This is a genomic window from Bacteroides sp. AF32-8BH (assembly GCF_003435205.1).
GTDB classification, from domain to species: Bacteria; Bacteroidota; Bacteroidia; order Bacteroidales; family Bacteroidaceae; genus Bacteroides; species Bacteroides ovatus.
In genome coordinates, this window is the sequence record NZ_QVLZ01000021.1 from 67,480 (window position 1) to 84,484 (window position 17,005).

At 42.2% G+C, this 17,005-nt stretch carries 13 protein-coding genes and 1 pseudogene; 2 read left to right on the top strand and 12 right to left on the bottom strand.

Translation table 11 applies throughout. The features are described 5' to 3' along the window. Positions 1 to 106 precede the first annotated feature (106 nt). Complete coding sequence (locus tag DWZ47_RS16100) at positions 107 to 1,060, top strand: hypothetical protein (RefSeq protein WP_117513792.1); 954 nt, start codon at positions 107 to 109, stop codon at positions 1,058 to 1,060. Between the two features lie 7 nt (positions 1,061 to 1,067). Beyond that, a complete protein-coding gene (locus tag DWZ47_RS16105) occupies positions 1,068 to 2,294 on the top strand; it encodes an acyloxyacyl hydrolase (RefSeq protein ID WP_117513765.1) in 1,227 nt (408 codons plus the stop codon). A gap of 44 nt (positions 2,295 to 2,338) precedes the next feature. Here DWZ47_RS16105 and DWZ47_RS16110 read toward each other — a convergent pair whose 3' ends face one another. The 12 genes and pseudogenes from DWZ47_RS16110 to murD form a co-directional block, all read right to left on the bottom strand. Further along, positions 2,339 to 3,094, bottom strand: coding sequence for a hypothetical protein (locus tag DWZ47_RS16110; RefSeq protein ID WP_022200132.1), 756 nt, complete (start codon positions 3,092 to 3,094; stop codon positions 2,339 to 2,341). Between the two features lie 80 nt (positions 3,095 to 3,174). Next, positions 3,175 to 3,900 (bottom strand): DUF5036 family protein, encoded by a 726-nt coding sequence (locus tag DWZ47_RS16115; RefSeq protein ID WP_022200131.1) that lies wholly within the window; start codon positions 3,898 to 3,900, stop codon positions 3,175 to 3,177. Positions 3,901 to 3,930: 30 nt separating this feature from the next. Beyond that, a complete protein-coding gene (locus DWZ47_RS16120; protein WP_004307363.1) occupies positions 3,931 to 4,518 on the bottom strand; it encodes a hypothetical protein in 588 nt (195 codons plus the stop codon). Positions 4,519 to 4,894: 376 nt separating this feature from the next. Further along, positions 4,895 to 6,591, bottom strand: a pseudogene (locus DWZ47_RS16125) (tetratricopeptide repeat protein). A gap of 750 nt (positions 6,592 to 7,341) precedes the next feature. Beyond that, complete coding sequence (locus DWZ47_RS16130) at positions 7,342 to 7,791, bottom strand: GatB/YqeY domain-containing protein (protein WP_022200130.1); 450 nt, start codon at positions 7,789 to 7,791, stop codon at positions 7,342 to 7,344. An 85-nt stretch (positions 7,792 to 7,876) separates the two neighbouring features. After that, the gene (ftsZ, locus tag DWZ47_RS16135; RefSeq protein WP_004307359.1) at positions 7,877 to 9,187 is read right to left on the bottom strand and encodes a cell division protein FtsZ; all 1,311 of its coding nucleotides are present in this window, start codon (positions 9,185 to 9,187) and stop codon (positions 7,877 to 7,879) included. Between the two features lie 57 nt (positions 9,188 to 9,244). Continuing rightward, positions 9,245 to 10,696 carry a cell division protein FtsA gene (ftsA, locus tag DWZ47_RS16140; RefSeq protein ID WP_004307356.1) on the bottom strand — a complete coding sequence of 484 codons (1,452 nt, stop codon included), beginning with the start codon at positions 10,694 to 10,696 and terminating at the stop codon, positions 9,245 to 9,247. 80 nt (positions 10,697 to 10,776) lie between these two features. Then, on the bottom strand, positions 10,777 to 11,514 hold the full coding sequence (locus DWZ47_RS16145; protein WP_004309507.1) for a cell division protein FtsQ/DivIB: 738 nt from the start codon (positions 11,512 to 11,514) through the stop codon (positions 10,777 to 10,779). A gap of 70 nt (positions 11,515 to 11,584) precedes the next feature. Then, positions 11,585 to 12,961 (bottom strand): UDP-N-acetylmuramate--L-alanine ligase, encoded by a 1,377-nt coding sequence (gene murC / locus DWZ47_RS16150; protein ID WP_004307350.1) that lies wholly within the window; start codon positions 12,959 to 12,961, stop codon positions 11,585 to 11,587. Positions 12,962 to 13,049: 88 nt separating this feature from the next. Continuing rightward, positions 13,050 to 14,171: an undecaprenyldiphospho-muramoylpentapeptide beta-N-acetylglucosaminyltransferase gene (gene murG / locus DWZ47_RS16155; protein WP_004307349.1), complete on the bottom strand. Its 1,122-nt coding sequence runs from the start codon at positions 14,169 to 14,171 to the stop codon at positions 13,050 to 13,052. Positions 14,172 to 14,202: 31 nt separating this feature from the next. Then, complete coding sequence (locus DWZ47_RS16160) at positions 14,203 to 15,531, bottom strand: FtsW/RodA/SpoVE family cell cycle protein (RefSeq protein WP_004309510.1); 1,329 nt, start codon at positions 15,529 to 15,531, stop codon at positions 14,203 to 14,205. Between the two features lie 32 nt (positions 15,532 to 15,563). Further along, a complete protein-coding gene (gene murD, locus DWZ47_RS16165) occupies positions 15,564 to 16,898 on the bottom strand; it encodes a UDP-N-acetylmuramoyl-L-alanine--D-glutamate ligase (protein ID WP_004298208.1) in 1,335 nt (444 codons plus the stop codon). Positions 16,899 to 17,005: the final 107 nt, after the last annotated feature.

Genomic DNA, 17,005 nt, shown 5'->3' on the forward strand with positions numbered 1-17,005 from the left:
CAGGTGATAATAACACTTCTTAATGCGGGTTTGTATGCTGTTCCTGAAAATATATGTTACTTTTGTCCGTAGAGAACAAAAGAGAATGAACAAGAGAGAAAACAATATGAAAAGATTCCTATACCTGACGGTCTGTCTTCTCATCCTGGGGGAGTTTTATGGTTGTAACGGAGACGTATTTGTCGACGACTTCCGTCCTTCCGATTCCGAACTGGCGCTGGACGGGAACGGGGATGTTGCCACTATTCAATTTGCAGCTGCCAATTGGGATTGGTTAGCAATGTATACAGCTTCTAGTCTTCCCGTTCAATATAAAGTATATGATGCGGACAATCGCTTGGTAACAAATGACCAAGGTCCATCGCTGAACGGATTGGGAAAGATTGTGTGCACCGGAGAGATGATTGATTTCACCATCGAACGTGTTCATCCCGAAGAAGTGAAGATAACGGTGGGCGAGAATGCCCTTTCCGCTCCTTTTCAATTCCTGCTCACGGCAAGCAACGAATATGAGTGGCAGGAGATACACGTCGAGATTTCTCCGGGAGACAGATATGTGATGGATAGTATCATTTATTCTTTGAATGCATATTCTTACGATCCGGAAAACAAGATAGAGAAAAAAGAAGGCGTCTCCTTTCATAACTTAACAGATGTTTCGTCTACATACACGTTTTTTCCTTTCGAGTCTTTTTACCATTTTATGAGGTTCAAAAGCGATGTGCCCGAAGCTTTTCAATTACTGGGCGAAGCCGGTCTGACAGTGGAAATACCAAGTATGAAAGACGGATATTTAGTGATGAACGGCAAACGGGCGCCATTCATTTCTGAGCAACAAATGTTGCCTTGCCCTAGTACGGAACAGAACAAAGACATAATTCCTCCTCGGACTTCTCGATACTACACCTTATCGATGATGTATGATTGGTTGGAAACGAGATATACCCTCTATGTTTCTCACTCCAAAACCAAGAAACAACGAATCGTAACCGGCACGTTGCATAGCGAAATGCCTGTAAAATATTATATAACACACAAGGATATACCTTTCAACAACTAGCATATCAATGATTAGAAATAGGAACGCCATACGGTTGCTGTGCCTCTTTTGCCTTCTGGTATATCCGGCAATCAACGCAAATCTGGAAGCCCAGACAATCATCGGACAACGGAACGACAGCGTCAGCCATTCCCTGATCCGCCATCAGCTTGGCTTTGACATTCGTCCGGGCTATATCGTCTCCACCCATAGTTTTCTGCAAGGAGACAATATGCAGCAAAAGAAAATCGACCAATCGCTTTCTTTCCATCTCAAGTACGCTTTCAGATTTAGCAAAGAATCCAATCTCGGCAGGCTCTTTCCTCATACCTATCAGGGCATTGGCGTTTCCTACCATACCTTCTTTAGTCCCGTTGAATTGGGAAATCCGGTGTCGGTATACGCTTTTCAAGGGTCACGTATCGCGCAACTGTCGCCCCGTCTGTCGCTCGATTACGAATGGAACTTTGGAGCTTCTTTTGGCTGGAAAAAATATGACGAACTATCCAATCCGCAAAACGTACTGATTGGCTCCAAGATCAATGCGTACATCAATCTCGGCTTTTTGCTGAACTGGCAAGTTCACAAGTACTGGAAATTGGCGGCAGGTGTAGATCTCACCCATTTTTCCAATGGAAACACGCATTATCCTAATGGCGGTCTTAATGTTATTGGAGGAAGAATCGGCATCGTACGCACTTTGGACGCGGATGAGGCGCCCGGTCCCATCACTCCTAGACGGCTCTTTATAAAGCCTCACGTTAGCTATGACCTGGTGATCTACGGAGCTACCCGCAAAAGGGGACTGGTTGGAGACGATGTGTCGAGTATGATTCCCGGTTTGTTCGGTGTGGCGGGCATCAATTTCGCCCCGATGTATAATTTCAACAACTATTTTCGGGCAGGGCTTTCTGCGGATGCGCAATATGATGAGAGTGCCAATCTTAAGGAGTATAGAGTGGGCAAGTTTTACTCGGGCGATTTGAAGTTTCATCGTCCTCCTTTCCGTAAGCAATTTGCCATGGGGTTATCTCTTCGGGCAGAACTGGTGATGCCTGTTTTCTCTATCAATGTCGGCGTCGGTCGGAACCTGATATACAGCGGTGGTGATATGAAAGGGTTCTACCAAATTCTGGCTCTCAAGACTTACGTCACACGCCATTTGTTTTTGCACGTGGGGTATCAGTTGAGCAAATTTAAAGACCCCAACAATCTAATGCTGGGGCTTGGATATAGATTTCATGATAAACGATGAAAGGGCAATCTTCGTTTGTTAATAACCTCCTTTTCTCAATTTAATTAAAATGTAAGTCCTCCTAATTGGATTATTCCATTATCTTTCCAAATATAATTAACTTTTACTTCTGTGATACCGGCGTCAGGATATCGTTGCTGATATTCTGCTGTTTTATCACTCTGTAGGATATATCCGTATCCCAATGATATTCCTGTAGCAAATTTAAAACCGAACTTCTCTGCTTTATCGTCATACATTAAGGTTAAAAAGGTAATATTCCATTCGTATGTGCCTTCTCTGAATATTCCCGAATCAGTTTTCATTGTAAACTTTTTGGTTTCCTGATTGAATGTATAAGTAGCACCAATGAATGGTTTATCTTTTTCTCGTAACTCAATTTCTATTTCTGGGGGGATTCTTAGATCCACTGCTTTTATTATTACTCCCGGATAATCAGGGTTACCTTTTAGCGGAATTCCCCAATTGACAATTTCCGGACTGTTGAAGTATTTGACATATACGGAGATTTCACATGCTATCTTATTATTGTCAGTATCGATAAGTCGTATCATGGTGCTTCCACTTTTGTAGGTAGTGATGCATACGCTCATTTCGTCAAGAATAGCAGTCGCAATTTCTTGATTTTCTGATTCTAACCTATAGTTGTACTCTGTTAAGTCTGTTTCTATAATGACATGCCATGTGTCTCCTGCCCATATAGAAACTGATTTCTTTTCAACTTCGTATGGTTCCTCTTCAGAGCAACCATACGAAGATGCCAGTAATAATACAATTAGCAAAAGTCTACTGATTCTCATACTTTTAAATGTTTTTTACAAATATATGGTAATATGGGAGATAATCCCTTTGTTTTACCGGATAATAAAGTCTTTATTGCTTATTCCACGTAGACTTCTACGACCGTAAAGATATTGTTTGAACGGATATAAAGGTCAAATGTTCCATAAGGTCCGTTGACTATGTCAGGTGCTTTAGTTAGGGTTATTCTTAATTTGTTATTGGCAGATGTTACATTTAATCCTTTTTTCCCTGCGCTATGTTCTTTCAAGAAAAACTCAATATTTTGGGGTAATGCTAATTCAACCGTTTCACCTATACGGTGAAGACTTCCAATACCATACCTATATGCAGGCAACCCATTATTGTTAGGGAAAACAGATATATATTTTACAATTGCACCGATAGTCATGTCACTATTTACTATTTTAGATACAACATAGGCTTGATAATAACTTGCTTCTACTTGAATAGCGTGATTGCCTGACGGGAAATCTATAAGTGTATTTTTATCAAAAATCTGATAAATATGTCCGGGCGTAACCGCTACTTCGTGTGTGAGGTTGGTTAATGAGGGTAGAATATCTGCTCCAACTCCTGCGCCATTTCCTACGTCAGAAATAAAATTAGAAGATGTGACGAAGTTATTAGCTTCATTGATATAAGTTTTTGATTCACCTAAATAGGTTTTTCCATTATGCTCATTAAGCATATTGAGTGTGATGGTATCTGCCGGATCATCTGGCGTGTCATCATCACTACAATTAACGAAACACATAGTACAAAGGGATAACAAGAAAATCCCAACTATTTTTTTTGTATTCATTTCTTTTTAATTTTTTGATTTATCAGGAACTTAGTTTGACTTGGTGCTTACAAATATTTTATCGATATAATAGTCAATACTCTTTGAAGCATTGCGGAATAATAGTTGAAGCTTGTATTTCCCTTTAGGATATTCTTCTTGAGAAGGTAAAAAGAATCTTATTTTGACGCTTTCATGAGGAGGTATTAAATATCCTAGATCATTTTTTACATAATTATCCGGATAAACTAAAGGAATCCATGAATTATTACTTTCTCTATAGCGCAAGAAAGTATTACTAATATAGGTAATTGTATCGTTTGTATTATTAGTAATTTCTGTTTTCAAGAATCCGTCTTTTGAGCAGGGGGCTTTTAATAAAAAGCACACTTTTATATGCTCATTTTCTCTTGTAATAAATTCTTTCCCTTGCATTTGTTTTTCTTCTACAATCGTTTCTCCTGGCTCGATGGAATTAATGAAATGTGATATATCCATTTTATATGAATTAAGAGAGTCGATACTATTCTCATAATCAAGGTTCACAGTATTTCTTGAATTACTTGTTTTATTATGACAACTGATTAACATGAATAAAACGATTCCATTGGTTATCAAAATAGATATTAATTTGAGCATAAGTTAAATATGAAATGGATTAGATAGGTTGCTTGTCCAATCCATTGGTAAATATTATTTAAAATTAGCATTTAGTCGTGAGGCTATATTATCAACCTTAACAAATATAGATGTAAAAGTTATACTTCCTTTAGATCTATACTCTGATAGATTGTAAGCTTTCATTGTCATGAATGAAATACTAATTAATAATAGTGTAATACTTAGTTTTCTCATATCTTTAATTGTTTTTTGCAAATTTACGGAGAGATGAGGGGGGAAGCAAGTAAAGTACGTTTTTGAACGTGGACAAACAGACTTTGATAATCAGTTGTTTATGGCTTTTTACGTGGACATTATCTTATGCTATAGATTGTTTCTACTGAAAACATGATTATTAATGTATATTTTCGATTAAGTATTCATATAATGTAGCATTATTATCCGGTAATGTGATATCTAGTTTTCTTCTAAGTCTAAGGCGTCTTTTTCTTACTGAATCAACTGTTATATTTAATAATTTTGCTTCAGTGTTAGTGTCGAACCCATACATGTAAAGACAGCAATATTGAAAGTCTTGTTCTGATAAATCCGGACATAGACTATATATGTATTTATAAAGACTTGGATAGATCTGTGTTATTTCATCTGTGATAAGTTTCCATTGTTTTTCTGTTATTAATGGCTTATCATTTCTTGGTTTATTTTTATTTGCCAGGTATGTTAGCTCCTTGAATAGTGGTGAGTTCTCTAGAGATTTATTTTGTAATTCCTTGTAATTGGCACTTAGAAGATTTATTTCTTCCTGCATTTTATTATAGTTCTCATTTTTCTCTTTGAGTGTGTTTGACAATCTTTTTTTCTTTTCCAATTCTAATGACACATAGAGCAAATTTTCTTTTATCTGGTTTAATTCATCCCGTTGTCTTTGAATTTTTTCTTTTGCTTTTTTGCGATATAATAGGTATCCTACCGTTATAAACAGTAACGTTACAATGCTGATAATTGAAATTATAATGTAGCTTTGTTGTTTAATCTTTAACCTGTCTACTTCTTTGCTGATTTTTAGGTGGTTATATTTAGACTCTATATTTAGTATTTTGGATTGGTTGTCCGCATATATGATAGAATCTAACATGTTAACATATTCTTCTAAATTAGCAAGAGCTTCTTTATAGTTTTTTCTGCGTTATAAATTTGATAATATAGATATTTAATGCTACATGTATATTGGGGGGTATCCTGTGGTATCTTGGATAATAACTCTTTAGCTTTATTAATGGAATTTGATGCCGTATATAAGTCAATCAATGCTACATAATCGGGCATTTTTTCTCTTCCCGTCAACAATGCTTTGAGGAGGTATTCTTCAGCTTTATCGTATTTGTTCTGCATAGAATAGATATTGCCTAAGGCGTTATTTATTGATGCAGTAACATTAATATTACTAGTATTGGCTGCTACAGAATCGGCTATAATTAGAATATTTAAAGCATGTGATAATGAATCCATTTGTGCATATTCACGTCCAATATCTCTTAATGCACAAGCATAACTATCTGTATTCTTTTCTTTTTTGAAGTATTCGGCAGCAATCTCATATCTTTTGATAGCCTCTGTTCGCATGAATTTTTCTCGATATAGATCGCCTATATAGTCATAGGTATATCCAATGAGGTTATTGAGCTTGTTTTTTCCTGCAATGTCCAGCGCATTAGTATAAATAGACATTGCTTTATCATAATCTCCATCAGCAAAATAGGAACGACCTAAATAAATCAAAATTTGCACTTGCTCGTCAGGGCTACCATGTGAGGAATACCAGTCATAAGCTCTTTCTAATTGGTAAGTTGGTAGGATGCTATTAAAAATTTCGTCTGTAATCTTACCTGATAACATACACCAGCGTGCAAAAGCTTTGTCGTCTAGTTTTTCAGGAGATGATATACTTTTTAGTAGGTTGGATGCGCTGTCAGGATTTATGGCAATGGCTTTTTCTACTTCATTTAGCAGTCTGTCAGATACGGATTGTTGTTTGTTGCATCCTGATAGCACTAATATAGATGTTATAATTATAGCAATACTCTTTCTCATTTGTCTGTCGTGGTTTAGTTTCGTTGTAAAAGTAATCTTTATTTTCTATATTATGCTCTTTTATAGGGAGATTATTTTAGTTCGGAAAATAATATTAGTACTGTCTATATCATACATCATATTAATTTCAAATGTGCTTTTATTTTATTAAGTTCATGTGATCTAATTTGATTATTTCCCAGCTATTAATAGACTCTTTCTTATTTATAGTGAGAAAAGTTCCTTTCTATTAATACCTAAATTACTTTACTATAATTCTAAACTTGTTTTTCATTAATCGTAATCTATAATTGCAAGTTGTAATTATATAAATGAAGCTTTTGATTTTATAAATGAAAGCTTTGTTTATAAAAACAAAAGCTTCATTTATAGATTACCTTTAATGTAAGTAATCTTTTCCATTAGTGAAAAGGAAGTTTGGCATTAATAGAGAATAAGTTTATATCTAATAGATTGGAATCAGTCTATTAATCAAAATTCGGCAGAAAGGTATAGTGAATCGGGTGAAACCTATGTGAAAGGTAGCTCTTCACCCGAAATCCCTTTATTCATCGATGTTTCAGAGTGGTGAAGGAGGTGAATGTTATGTTTAAAGAAAAGTTGCAGATGTGTGTAAGATAAAACATCTTGCACGCATCTGCAACGGTATCTTGCACAGGTTTATACTGCTATTAATCAAATAGATAAACTCTGGTTAGTGTAGGGTGCAAGATAAAATCGAAATAAAACTTCTGTGGAAGTCCCGGAGGATTATCCCAAAAGTTCTTTCACTTTTGCAGAAATGGCACGTCCTTCTGCAAGTCCTGCTAATTTCTTGGAGGCAACTCCCATTACTTTACCCATATCTTTACCGCTTGTAGCACCTGTTTCAGTGATAATTTCCTTCAATGCAGCTTCCAGTTCTTCGGCGGTCATTTGTTTCGGCAGGTATTTCTCCATAACGGCTACCTGGCCTAATTCTACGTCAGCCAAATCCTGACGACCCTGTCCGATATAGATTTCAGCAGAATCTTTTCCTTGTTTCACAAGTTTCTGGATAATCTTCAGAGCAGCATCATCTGTCAATATATCGTTAGCTCCCGGGGCAGTCTTAGCTTCCAGGAAGAACTTCTTTATATTTCTCAAAGTTTCAAGGGCTACTTTGTCTTTCGCCTTCATTGCGGTTTTAATGTCTTCGCTGACTTGATCGAATAAATCCATACTATTATAGTTAAAAATTAAAGATTAAAAATTAGATCTGAAGCCTGATTTTGCGAGTTTATAATTTTCGTTCTTAGTTCTTTGTTTAGAACGTAATCACGCCGTTGTCATCTGTAGCTTCTTCCGTGGCTACTTCCTCTTCCAGAGCGGCTTTCGTCCGGATTTTGGTAAGAGTAGTCTTATCACGCATATAAGTGGGAGAATCTTCTACCATGGCGATGATGTCGTCGTTGTCCAGATCTTCCGTATTGAAAAGATAGATGTGGCGGCGTTTGCGGAGGCTCTTGCTTCCGATATTGCTGGCGCTTTCGCCGTATGCCTTGCGGATACGTTCTTTGTTCTTCTCTTTCTCTTCTTCCAGTTGCAGTTGACGTTCTTCCTCTTCTTGGCTGCGTGCAGCATGCAAGCTGTCCATTCCGGGAACGTCTTCCACACCGAATCCGGTTGCCAATACGGTGATTTTTACTCTTGTTTCCAGTGAGTTGTCGATGGCAACACCCCAAATCACTTCCACCCCTTCGCGGAATTTGCTCATGAACTCGTGTATCTCGTTCATTTCCTCCATCATCAGTTCCGACGACGGGCAGAAAGATACGTTCAACATTACTTTCTTGGCATTGAAGATATCATTGTTGTTGAGCAACGGAGAATGCAGGGCATCGTCGATTGCTTTCGTCACACGATTTTCTCCTTCGCCGAATCCGGTACTCATGATTGCTACTCCACCATCTTTCAGGATGGTTTTCACATCGGCAAAGTCAAGATTGACTGTACCCCGCATGGTAATAATCTCGGCAATGCTCTTGGCAGCAATGGAAAGAGTATCATCGGCTTTGCCGAAGGCGTTCATAAAAGTAAGGTCGGCGTATATTTCGCGCAGGCGTTCGTTGTTGATAACCAGCAAGGCATCAACATGCTGGGCGATACGCTCTACGCCGTCCAGTGCCTGGATAATTTTCTTTTCTCCTTCGAAGATAAAGGGGATGGTGACGATACCGACAGTCAGAATATCCATTTCCTTCGCAATGCGGGCGATGACCGGTGCAGCTCCTGTTCCGGTTCCTCCTCCCATTCCGGCGGTGATGAATACCATCTTGGTGCCGTCGTTCAGCTGGTTTCTGATATCTTCTATACTTTCTTCGGCGGCGTCGCGTGCCCGTTCGGGACGGTTGCCGGCTCCAAGCCCTTGCGTGATGCTACGGCCCAGTTGCAGTTTCACCGGGACAGGTGATTCGGCTAATGCCTGGTTGTCCGTGTTACAAAGAACGAACGTTACATCATGGATGCCTTCCCGGTACATGTGGTTTACAGCGTTACCACCACCACCACCTACACCAATCACTTTGATGATCTTCGGTGAATCTGTCGGGAAATCGAATTGTACTATCTCGTCCATATCTTGATTGAATTATGAATTACGAATTATGAATATTGATTAACAAGCTGCTGAAGGTTACTTCATATCGTCGTCGGAAAAGATTTCTTTCGTCAACGAATCGATCTTGCGTTGAATCCAACTCGGACCTGCTTCTCTTTTCCGTCTTTCTTTCTCTTCCTTTTCCTTTTGCTTGCGAAGTTTTTCCGCTTCTTTGGCGGCTAGCTTGGCTTCCCGCTCTTCTTCTTCTTTCTTGAGACGGGCGATGCGGGCCTGTTCTTTCAGTTCCTGATCGTCCTCAAACATATCCACTGTCTTATGCACTTCCGGCTCCGGTTTGGAGACTGATGGTGCAGGAGCAGCTTGCGGAGCAGTTTCCGTCAGGCAGCAGTTCTGGTTACCTTCAAACAGGAGCCCGAACAAAGTGTTCTGCGAACCGTCTTTCTTCAGTATGTTGTTGGGCGCATGAACCGTATTGCGTGGGAGTTTCGCCATCCGTATCTTTTCTATCTTGCTGCGTTTGCGCAAGGTTTCGTCCAGATTCTTCAGGTTGGCGGCCCCTCCTGTCAAGATGATTCCTGCCAGCAATTTGTCCTCGTAGCTCGATAGTTGTATCTGGTTCCATACGTTGGCAACGATTTCCTCGGCACGGGCTTCGATGATATTGTTAAGATCCGCCACTTTGATGATACGGTTGTCATCATCCAGTTTGCAGGTTGCTTCTTCCTGTTCGGGGTCCTCTTCATAGAGGGCGTCACCGTAGGCTTTTTTCAGGCGTTCGGCTTCTTCCTCCTCCATTTGCAGGGTGGTGATGTCACGCGTGATGCTGTTGCCTCCCAAAGGCAATACAGTCAGGAAACGGAGAATGTTATTCTTATATACAGAGATGGTAGTTGTGTCTGCTCCGAAGTCGATCAGTGCACAACCCGAACGGCGTTCGCTTTCTGTCAGTACGGCATTTGCGGTTACTAACGGAGCGATCAGTTGGTCGGCAATATCAATTTTAGCCTGTTGGAAACAGTGCTCCAAGTTCTTACGTACGGAAGCACGGGCAACGATATTGAGGAAACGTCCTTCGATGTGGCTTCCTACCAGACCTACCGGATTGGCTTGCAGGTTATTACCTACCTTATATTCTTGTGGAGCTACGTCCAATATATCCATATCGACCACCGGGATGGCAATGTTCTCATCACCGATAGCGCTTACAAGCTCTTCGGATATGATAGCTTCTTCCTCCAGGTCGCGGCTTACTACATTGCGGACGGTGCGGAGTGATTGTCCGCCGATGCCTACATATACCTTGGCAATTGAGTTTTTCAACTCACCTTCCAGTCTGTTGATGATTGAAGTCAGGCTTTGCGCTGTCTTGTCCAGGTTAAAGATCACTCCTTTACGAATGAACGTAGAAGAGTCTTCCTGGGCATACGCTAATACCTGCATGCTTCCGTCACTGTTCTTTTTTCCGGCCACACCGGTTATCTTCGATGAACCAAGTTCAATAGCGGCGATAAATTCTGTTGTTGCCATAGGGTTATTTTATTTACTATTTTACTATTTACAATTTACTATATAGAGAGACTGTTTACTTATCATCTATCACTTATCAACTACTCTCGTTTTGTACAGATAATCTGGTTGCTGAATTCGAGATTGATACGTGAATATTTGTTCCAGCCTACCCGGTTGAGTCCTTTTTTGTAGAACTCCTTCAAACGTGCCAGTTTATCTTCAAAGTTCTCCAGTTTTCCGAGATAGACCAGATGGTCTCCCACACGCGGCACCAATTCGATGTTCTGGTCGGGCAACACATGGATCTGCTCTATCTGGGCGTCCCAGAATTTATTATTATGCAAAAATACACCAAACTTATATAAATCCTTCATTGCAAACGACTTTTCTACGTTTCCGGTGACAATTACCCGGTGAGCGACGCATTTTGCTTCCGGTGGCATGACGGTTCCTTTGTTGTCAAGGTAGTAGTTTTGGCCGTTGGCGCTCATGACCCGGAGGATAGGAATACGCTGTGTCACTTCCACGCACACTTTGCCGCTGGGTGTTTTGTAGCATTCGGCTTCGTCAATCAACGGATGTTTGCTTAGTTCCCGTTCCAGTGACTTGGTGGAGATGCGTTCCATTTTCTTCCCGATGGGGTAGATCCCTTTCTGCTGAAGGATACCTTTCAGCTCTTCTTTGGTGATGAAGCCGGCGTATGCGGTATCCTTGATAACCAATTCCATGTCACGGCAGGTCTGGTCGGTAGGCTTGCGGTTGAATGCGGTGATAGCTACGGTGAGGTAGGCTATAAGCACCAGCATGACGATGGATAGAAGGATTCTTTTAATCATAATCAAAAATTAAAGATTAAAAATTAAAAAGCTTGCACTGTTTCGGACAGGCTGCCGGATGATTATTCATTTATCTTTTTTCTAATAGTTCCTTTATTTCGGGGACATAGTTGTCGATGTCTCCGGCTCCCAAAGTAATTAATACTTCAATGTTTTTATCTTTCAGAATGTTCAGTATCTCTTCCTTTTTGCACATACTTTTTTCGATACCCGGACGGAGATTATCATAAATCAGTTTGCTGGTAACGCCCGGAATTGGTGCTTCACGTGCCGGGTAGATGTCTACCAGAATCACTTCGTCGAGTAGCGACAGGCTATCGGCAAAATCCTGATAGAAGTCGCGGGTGCGGGTATAGAGATGAGGCTGGAAGATGGCTGTGATCTTCTTGTCCTTGTAAAGTTCGCGCATAGACAACACGCTCTGTTTGATTTCAGAGGGGTGGTGTGCGTAGTCACTTAGAAAGACAATCCGGTCGTTCTTGAGTTTGAAGTCGAACCGGCGGTCTACTCCTCGGAAACTTGCCATACCTCTTTTAATTTCTTCATCGGTCACCCCGTTGAGGTGTGCCAATGCCATGGCGGCTACGCCGTTCTCTATGTTGATGCTTACCGGAATTCCCAGTTGGATGTCGTTGATACGGGTGTCCGGAGCAACAAAGTCGATGAATATCTCCCCGTTTCCGATACGGATGTTTTCTGCATGGAAGTCGCCTTCGTCACGTGAGTAAGTGTAGACACGAACGTCCGGCTGCACTTTGGGTTGCAGAGAGATGCCTTTACGGATAATCAGTGCGCCACCCGGTTGGATTAGCGTGGTGTAATGTTCGAAACTTTCCAGGTAGGCTTGCTCTGTTCCGTAGATGTCCAGATGATCGGGGTCGGTAGACGTGATTACGGTCATATAGGGTGACAGCCAGTGGAAAGAACGGTCGAATTCATCCGCTTCAATCACAGTGTAAGGGCTTGCTTGAGAGAGTAGCAGGTTGGTGCCGTAGTTCTTTGAGATTCCTCCGAGAAAAGCGGTACATTCCACGTGCGACTGGTGGAACAGATGAGCTGTCATCGTCGATGTGGTTGTTTTCCCGTGAGTACCTGCTACGCACAGACCTTTGCTCGAATGGGTAATCGTTCCCAATACTTGGGCGCGTTTCTGTATTTCGAATCCGTTGTTGCGGAAATAAACGAGTTCTTCGTGTTCCTGCGGAACGGCCGGAGTGTATATGACTAACGTACTTTCCTTGTCTTTGCAGGCTTCGGGAATCAGGTCGACGTTTTCTTCATAATGTATTTGTGCGCCTTCGGAGATTAGCGTTTCAGTCAATGGAGTAGGAGTACGGTCATATCCTGCCACTACCTTTCCTTTGAAAAGGAAGTAGCGTACAAGTGCGCTCATGCCGATGCCGCCGGCACCTACGAAATAGACTGATTTTATCGTTTCTATATTCATTTCTTCTGTCTTTTTATTTTAGTGCAGATTACGTTGTTTGATACGGGCATTGTGCCGTTACTTCAATCTGCGTAATCCGATCGTCCATTTATCTGTTCTTTGCTTCCGCCAGCTTAATGACCTCTTGTGCGATGATTCTCGCTGAATCGGGTAAAGCCAGTTTGGCGATATTCTCTGTTAGTTCTTTCAGTTTCTGCTCGTCGTTGACAGTGGACAGGGCTACGTCCATCAAAGTGGTTTCCGCTTCACTGTCTTTGACGTAGATAGCTGCCTGTTTGTTCACCAACGCTAAGGCGTTCTTCGTCTGGTGATCTTCTGCCACGTTGGGCGAGGGCACTAAGATAACAGGTTTGTGCAGCAGGCAGAATTCAGAAATGGAACCTGCTCCCGCACGGGAGATAACCAGATCGGCTGCTGCATAAGCGGCTGCCATATCTTTGATGAAATCCGTTACATATAAATTCGGAAGTGCTCCTGCCGCTTTTACGGCTTCTGTTACTTGCGGGTAATAGTATTTGCCCGTTTGCCAGATAAACTGCACGTCCGTGTTTTCCTTGATGGTTGTCAGACTGGCTGTCAGCGTGTTGTTGATGGTGCGTGCACCCAAGCTGCCACCTACAATCAGGATTGTCTTTTTGCCGGGCTGTAAGTGGAAAGAACCTAGCGCTTCTTCTTTTGACGGCATATCCTTTGTCAGGTTCTGGCGGACGGGATTACCCGTCATGATGATCTTGTCGGCGGGGAAGAACTTTTCCATTCCGTCATAAGCTACACAAATCTTACGAGCTTTCTGTGCCAGGAGTTTATTAGTTACTCCGGCATACGAGTTTTGCTCCTGGATTAATGTGGGGACTCCCATCATTCCGGCAGTCTTTAGTGTTGGCCCGCTTGCATATCCGCCTACACCTACCGCCACTTGCGGGCGGAAGTTTTTGATTACTTTGCGCGCTTTCCATTGGCTGCGCATCAGTTTAATCAATACGGATACATTTTTCCATAAATGTTTGCGGTCGAATCCGGCTATCGGAAGTCCGATAATCCGGTAGCCTGCATCGGGAACCCGTTGCATTTCCATACGTCCTTCAGCGCCTACAAAGAGAATTTCTGCGTCGGGGCGTAGCTCTATTATAGCGTTTGCGATAGAGACGGCAGGAAAGATATGTCCTCCTGTTCCTCCACCGCTGATGATAATTCTAAGTTCTTTTTCCATCATTCTGTTTTCTTCTGTCCTTTCTCAACATTTACCGTTCATTGTTTCTGCTATCATGCTCATCTTCAAATTTGGCGTCGCTGTTCAGAATCTGCGCTGTCGGTTCGGCTGCGGCCTGTGCTTCCGAATTGGCTGCGGCATCCGCCTCTATTTGCAGTTGGATCTGTGCATCGTGCGCTTTCTGTTCTTCCAGGTGAGCGGTATATCGGCTTACGCTTAATATCATTCCGATATAAGCGCAGTTGATTAACGTACTTGTACCTCCTTTGCTGACCAGAGGCAGGGGTTGTCCGGTGACGGGGAATAACCCGACGGCAACCATCATATTCAGTATTGCCTGTGATACCAACAACAGCGCAATACCCATGACGAGAAAGGCGGGGAAGGTTCGCTCGCACTTTTGGGCGATTCGTCCGGCTCGCATCAGCAACCATAAATAGAGGAACACCACAAATATTCCTCCTACCAGTCCCATTTCTTCAATCACAATCGCGAAGATAAAATCGGAGAATGCCTGGCTAAGGAAGTCGCGTTGTATCGAGTTTCCCGGACCTTTGCCTACTACATGGCTGGTAGCAATAGCGATTCGCGCGTGTGCAATCTGTGCGTCTTTGTCAATATCAAATTTGGCTGCCGGCACTTCTTCTTTCTCAAAGAAACCGGAAACACGATTCTGCCACGTTTCGAAACGGTGAAGTCCCGGAGTGTTGTGCAGTGTTTTGGCGGGAATAGCCATCAGTATGCCTACGGCAACACCGCCTACAAGCCCCAATATCCCCAACATCCCGAACAGTTTCTTGGAAGATATCCGTCCGATGAACATCATCATACATACCACTCCGAACAGCAGCATTGCTGTCGAAAGGTTTTCCGGTGCGATGAGCAGGAATACCAGTCCGGTGAGGATCATGATATATTTAAAGGCATTCGGATTGGCCCCATATTCGTCCTGCCTTTTGGACAGGATGAATGAGACGGCAATGATTACCGCCATCTTTGCCAATTCCGATGGCTGGAATTGCAATCCCATAAAAGTCATCCAACGGGCGGCCCCGTTGACACGGTCGCCTGTGATAATGCCCATCAGCGTGACAAATGCCAGTAGAACCAGAGATACCGGATATAGAAAGACCGGAAATACCTGGAACCATTTGTAGGGAACATTATGCAGAAATACGACTACCACAGCTCCCACCATCAGGATGATGGAGTGTTGCGTAATCGGCCCCCAATGGTCGCCACTTTTGTAAGTCAGCGTCGACGCTGCCGAAAACACCTCGATGATCGAGATGAGGCAGAGACAGAGGAAGATAATCCAGATTACCTTGTCACCTTTGAATATGTTCTTTAATAAATCCAATCTTGCAGAATTTAAAAATAAATAATTAGAAATTAAAGGGCACGGACACATTCTTTAAATTGGTCGCCACGGTCTTCGTAACTCTTGAAGAGGTCGAAAGAAGCGCAGCAAGGACTTAATAATACCGTTTCACCTTTCTTTGCCAGTTTATATGCTGCTTCTACGGCATCTTTCATGCCGGTTTGCACATCGGCTACCGGCAGACCGAAACGGTCGAAGAATTCGTGAAGCTTTTCGTTATGAAGTCCCAGATATACCAGTGCTGAACACTTTTCGCGTACCAGGTCTTCAATTTCAGTATAGTCGTTTCCTTTATCTTTACCACCGAGAATCAATACCGTTTTGGTAGTCATGCTTTGCAGGGCATACCAGCAGGAGTTGACATTCGTGGCTTTAGAGTCGTTAATAAAATCAATTCCGCGCACACGTGCCACCTTTTCCAACCGATGTTCCACTCCCTTGAAATCGGAGAGGGCTTTCCGGATGTTTTCTTTGGCGATGCCGGCAAGGTTTGCCGAGATACCGGCGGCTAAAGAGTTGTACAGGTTGTGTTGTCCTGTCAGGGCCAGTTCCTCTTGCTCCATGTTGAAGGCAATCGGTTCGGTGATTTTCACTTCGTGATCTTCTACGTATGCAATCGCTCCATCCTCTTTTACAGCGGCAAAAGGATACAAGTGAGCTTTCAGACCATGTTTTGCCAGTTCCTGTCTGATGATAGGGTCATCGTTCCAGAAGATGAAAGCATCGTCCGGTGTTTGGTTTTGGGTGATGCGGAATTTAGCGTCGATGTAATTCTGCATACAATGGTCGTAGCGATCAAGATGGTCCGGAGTGATGTTCATCAATACGGCGATGTTCGCACGGAAGTTATACATATTATCCAGCTGGAAAGAGCTAAGTTCGATAATATAGTAATCGTGGTAATCTTCGGCTACCTGCAAAGCAAGGCTTTTGCCGATGTTGCCTGCCAAACCTACGTTCAGACCTGCGCTTTTGAAAATATGGTAGATCAGGGAAGTCGTTGTGGTCTTCCCGTTAGAACCTGTAATACAGATCATTTTGGCATCAGTATAGCGTCCGGCAAACTCAATCTCGGAGATCACCGGTGTGCCTTGAGCTTTCAGTTTCAGGATGATCGGGGCATCATTCGGGATACCGGGGCTTTTGATTACCTCGTCGGCATTCAGAATGAGTTCTTCGGTATGGTGTCCTTCTTCCCAGGCAATCTGATGGCTGTCGAGAAGTTCCTTATACTTGTCCTTGATAGCGGACATGTCCGAAACAAACGTCTCAAATCCTTTGACTTTAGCGAGTACGGCTGCACCTGCGCCGCTTTCGCCAGCTCCTAAAATTACTATTCTTTTCATCTACAATAATGTGCCCTTATTTTCTAATTGATTGATTTATCTATTAGCTGTGCACATCTTTAAAAGTTAATAATCGGGTTAATACTCTCTATCTATAAAACTTGTTT

Excerpts from the sequence above, each read along its gene's own strand:
- DWZ47_RS16100 (WP_117513792.1), top strand. The coding sequence starts at position 107 with ATGAAAAGATTCCTATACCTGACGGTCTGTCTTCTCATCCTGGGGGAG.
- DWZ47_RS16105 (WP_117513765.1), top strand. The coding sequence starts at position 1,068 with ATGATTAGAAATAGGAACGCCATACGGTTGCTGTGCCTCTTTTGCCTT.
- DWZ47_RS16110 (WP_022200132.1), bottom strand. The coding sequence starts at position 3,094 with ATGAGAATCAGTAGACTTTTGCTAATTGTATTATTACTGGCATCTTCG.
- DWZ47_RS16115 (WP_022200131.1), bottom strand. The coding sequence starts at position 3,900 with ATGAATACAAAAAAAATAGTTGGGATTTTCTTGTTATCCCTTTGTACT.
- DWZ47_RS16120 (WP_004307363.1), bottom strand. The coding sequence starts at position 4,518 with ATGCTCAAATTAATATCTATTTTGATAACCAATGGAATCGTTTTATTC.
- DWZ47_RS16130 (WP_022200130.1), bottom strand. The coding sequence starts at position 7,791 with ATGGATTTATTCGATCAAGTCAGCGAAGACATTAAAACCGCAATGAAG.
- ftsZ (WP_004307359.1), bottom strand. The coding sequence starts at position 9,187 with ATGGACGAGATAGTACAATTCGATTTCCCGACAGATTCACCGAAGATC.
- ftsA (WP_004307356.1), bottom strand. The coding sequence starts at position 10,696 with ATGGCAACAACAGAATTTATCGCCGCTATTGAACTTGGTTCATCGAAG.
- DWZ47_RS16145 (WP_004309507.1), bottom strand. The coding sequence starts at position 11,514 with ATGATTAAAAGAATCCTTCTATCCATCGTCATGCTGGTGCTTATAGCC.
- murC (WP_004307350.1), bottom strand. The coding sequence starts at position 12,961 with ATGAATATAGAAACGATAAAATCAGTCTATTTCGTAGGTGCCGGCGGC.
- murG (WP_004307349.1), bottom strand. The coding sequence starts at position 14,171 with ATGGAAAAAGAACTTAGAATTATCATCAGCGGTGGAGGAACAGGAGGA.
- murD (WP_004298208.1), bottom strand. The coding sequence starts at position 16,898 with ATGAAAAGAATAGTAATTTTAGGAGCTGGCGAAAGCGGCGCAGGTGCA.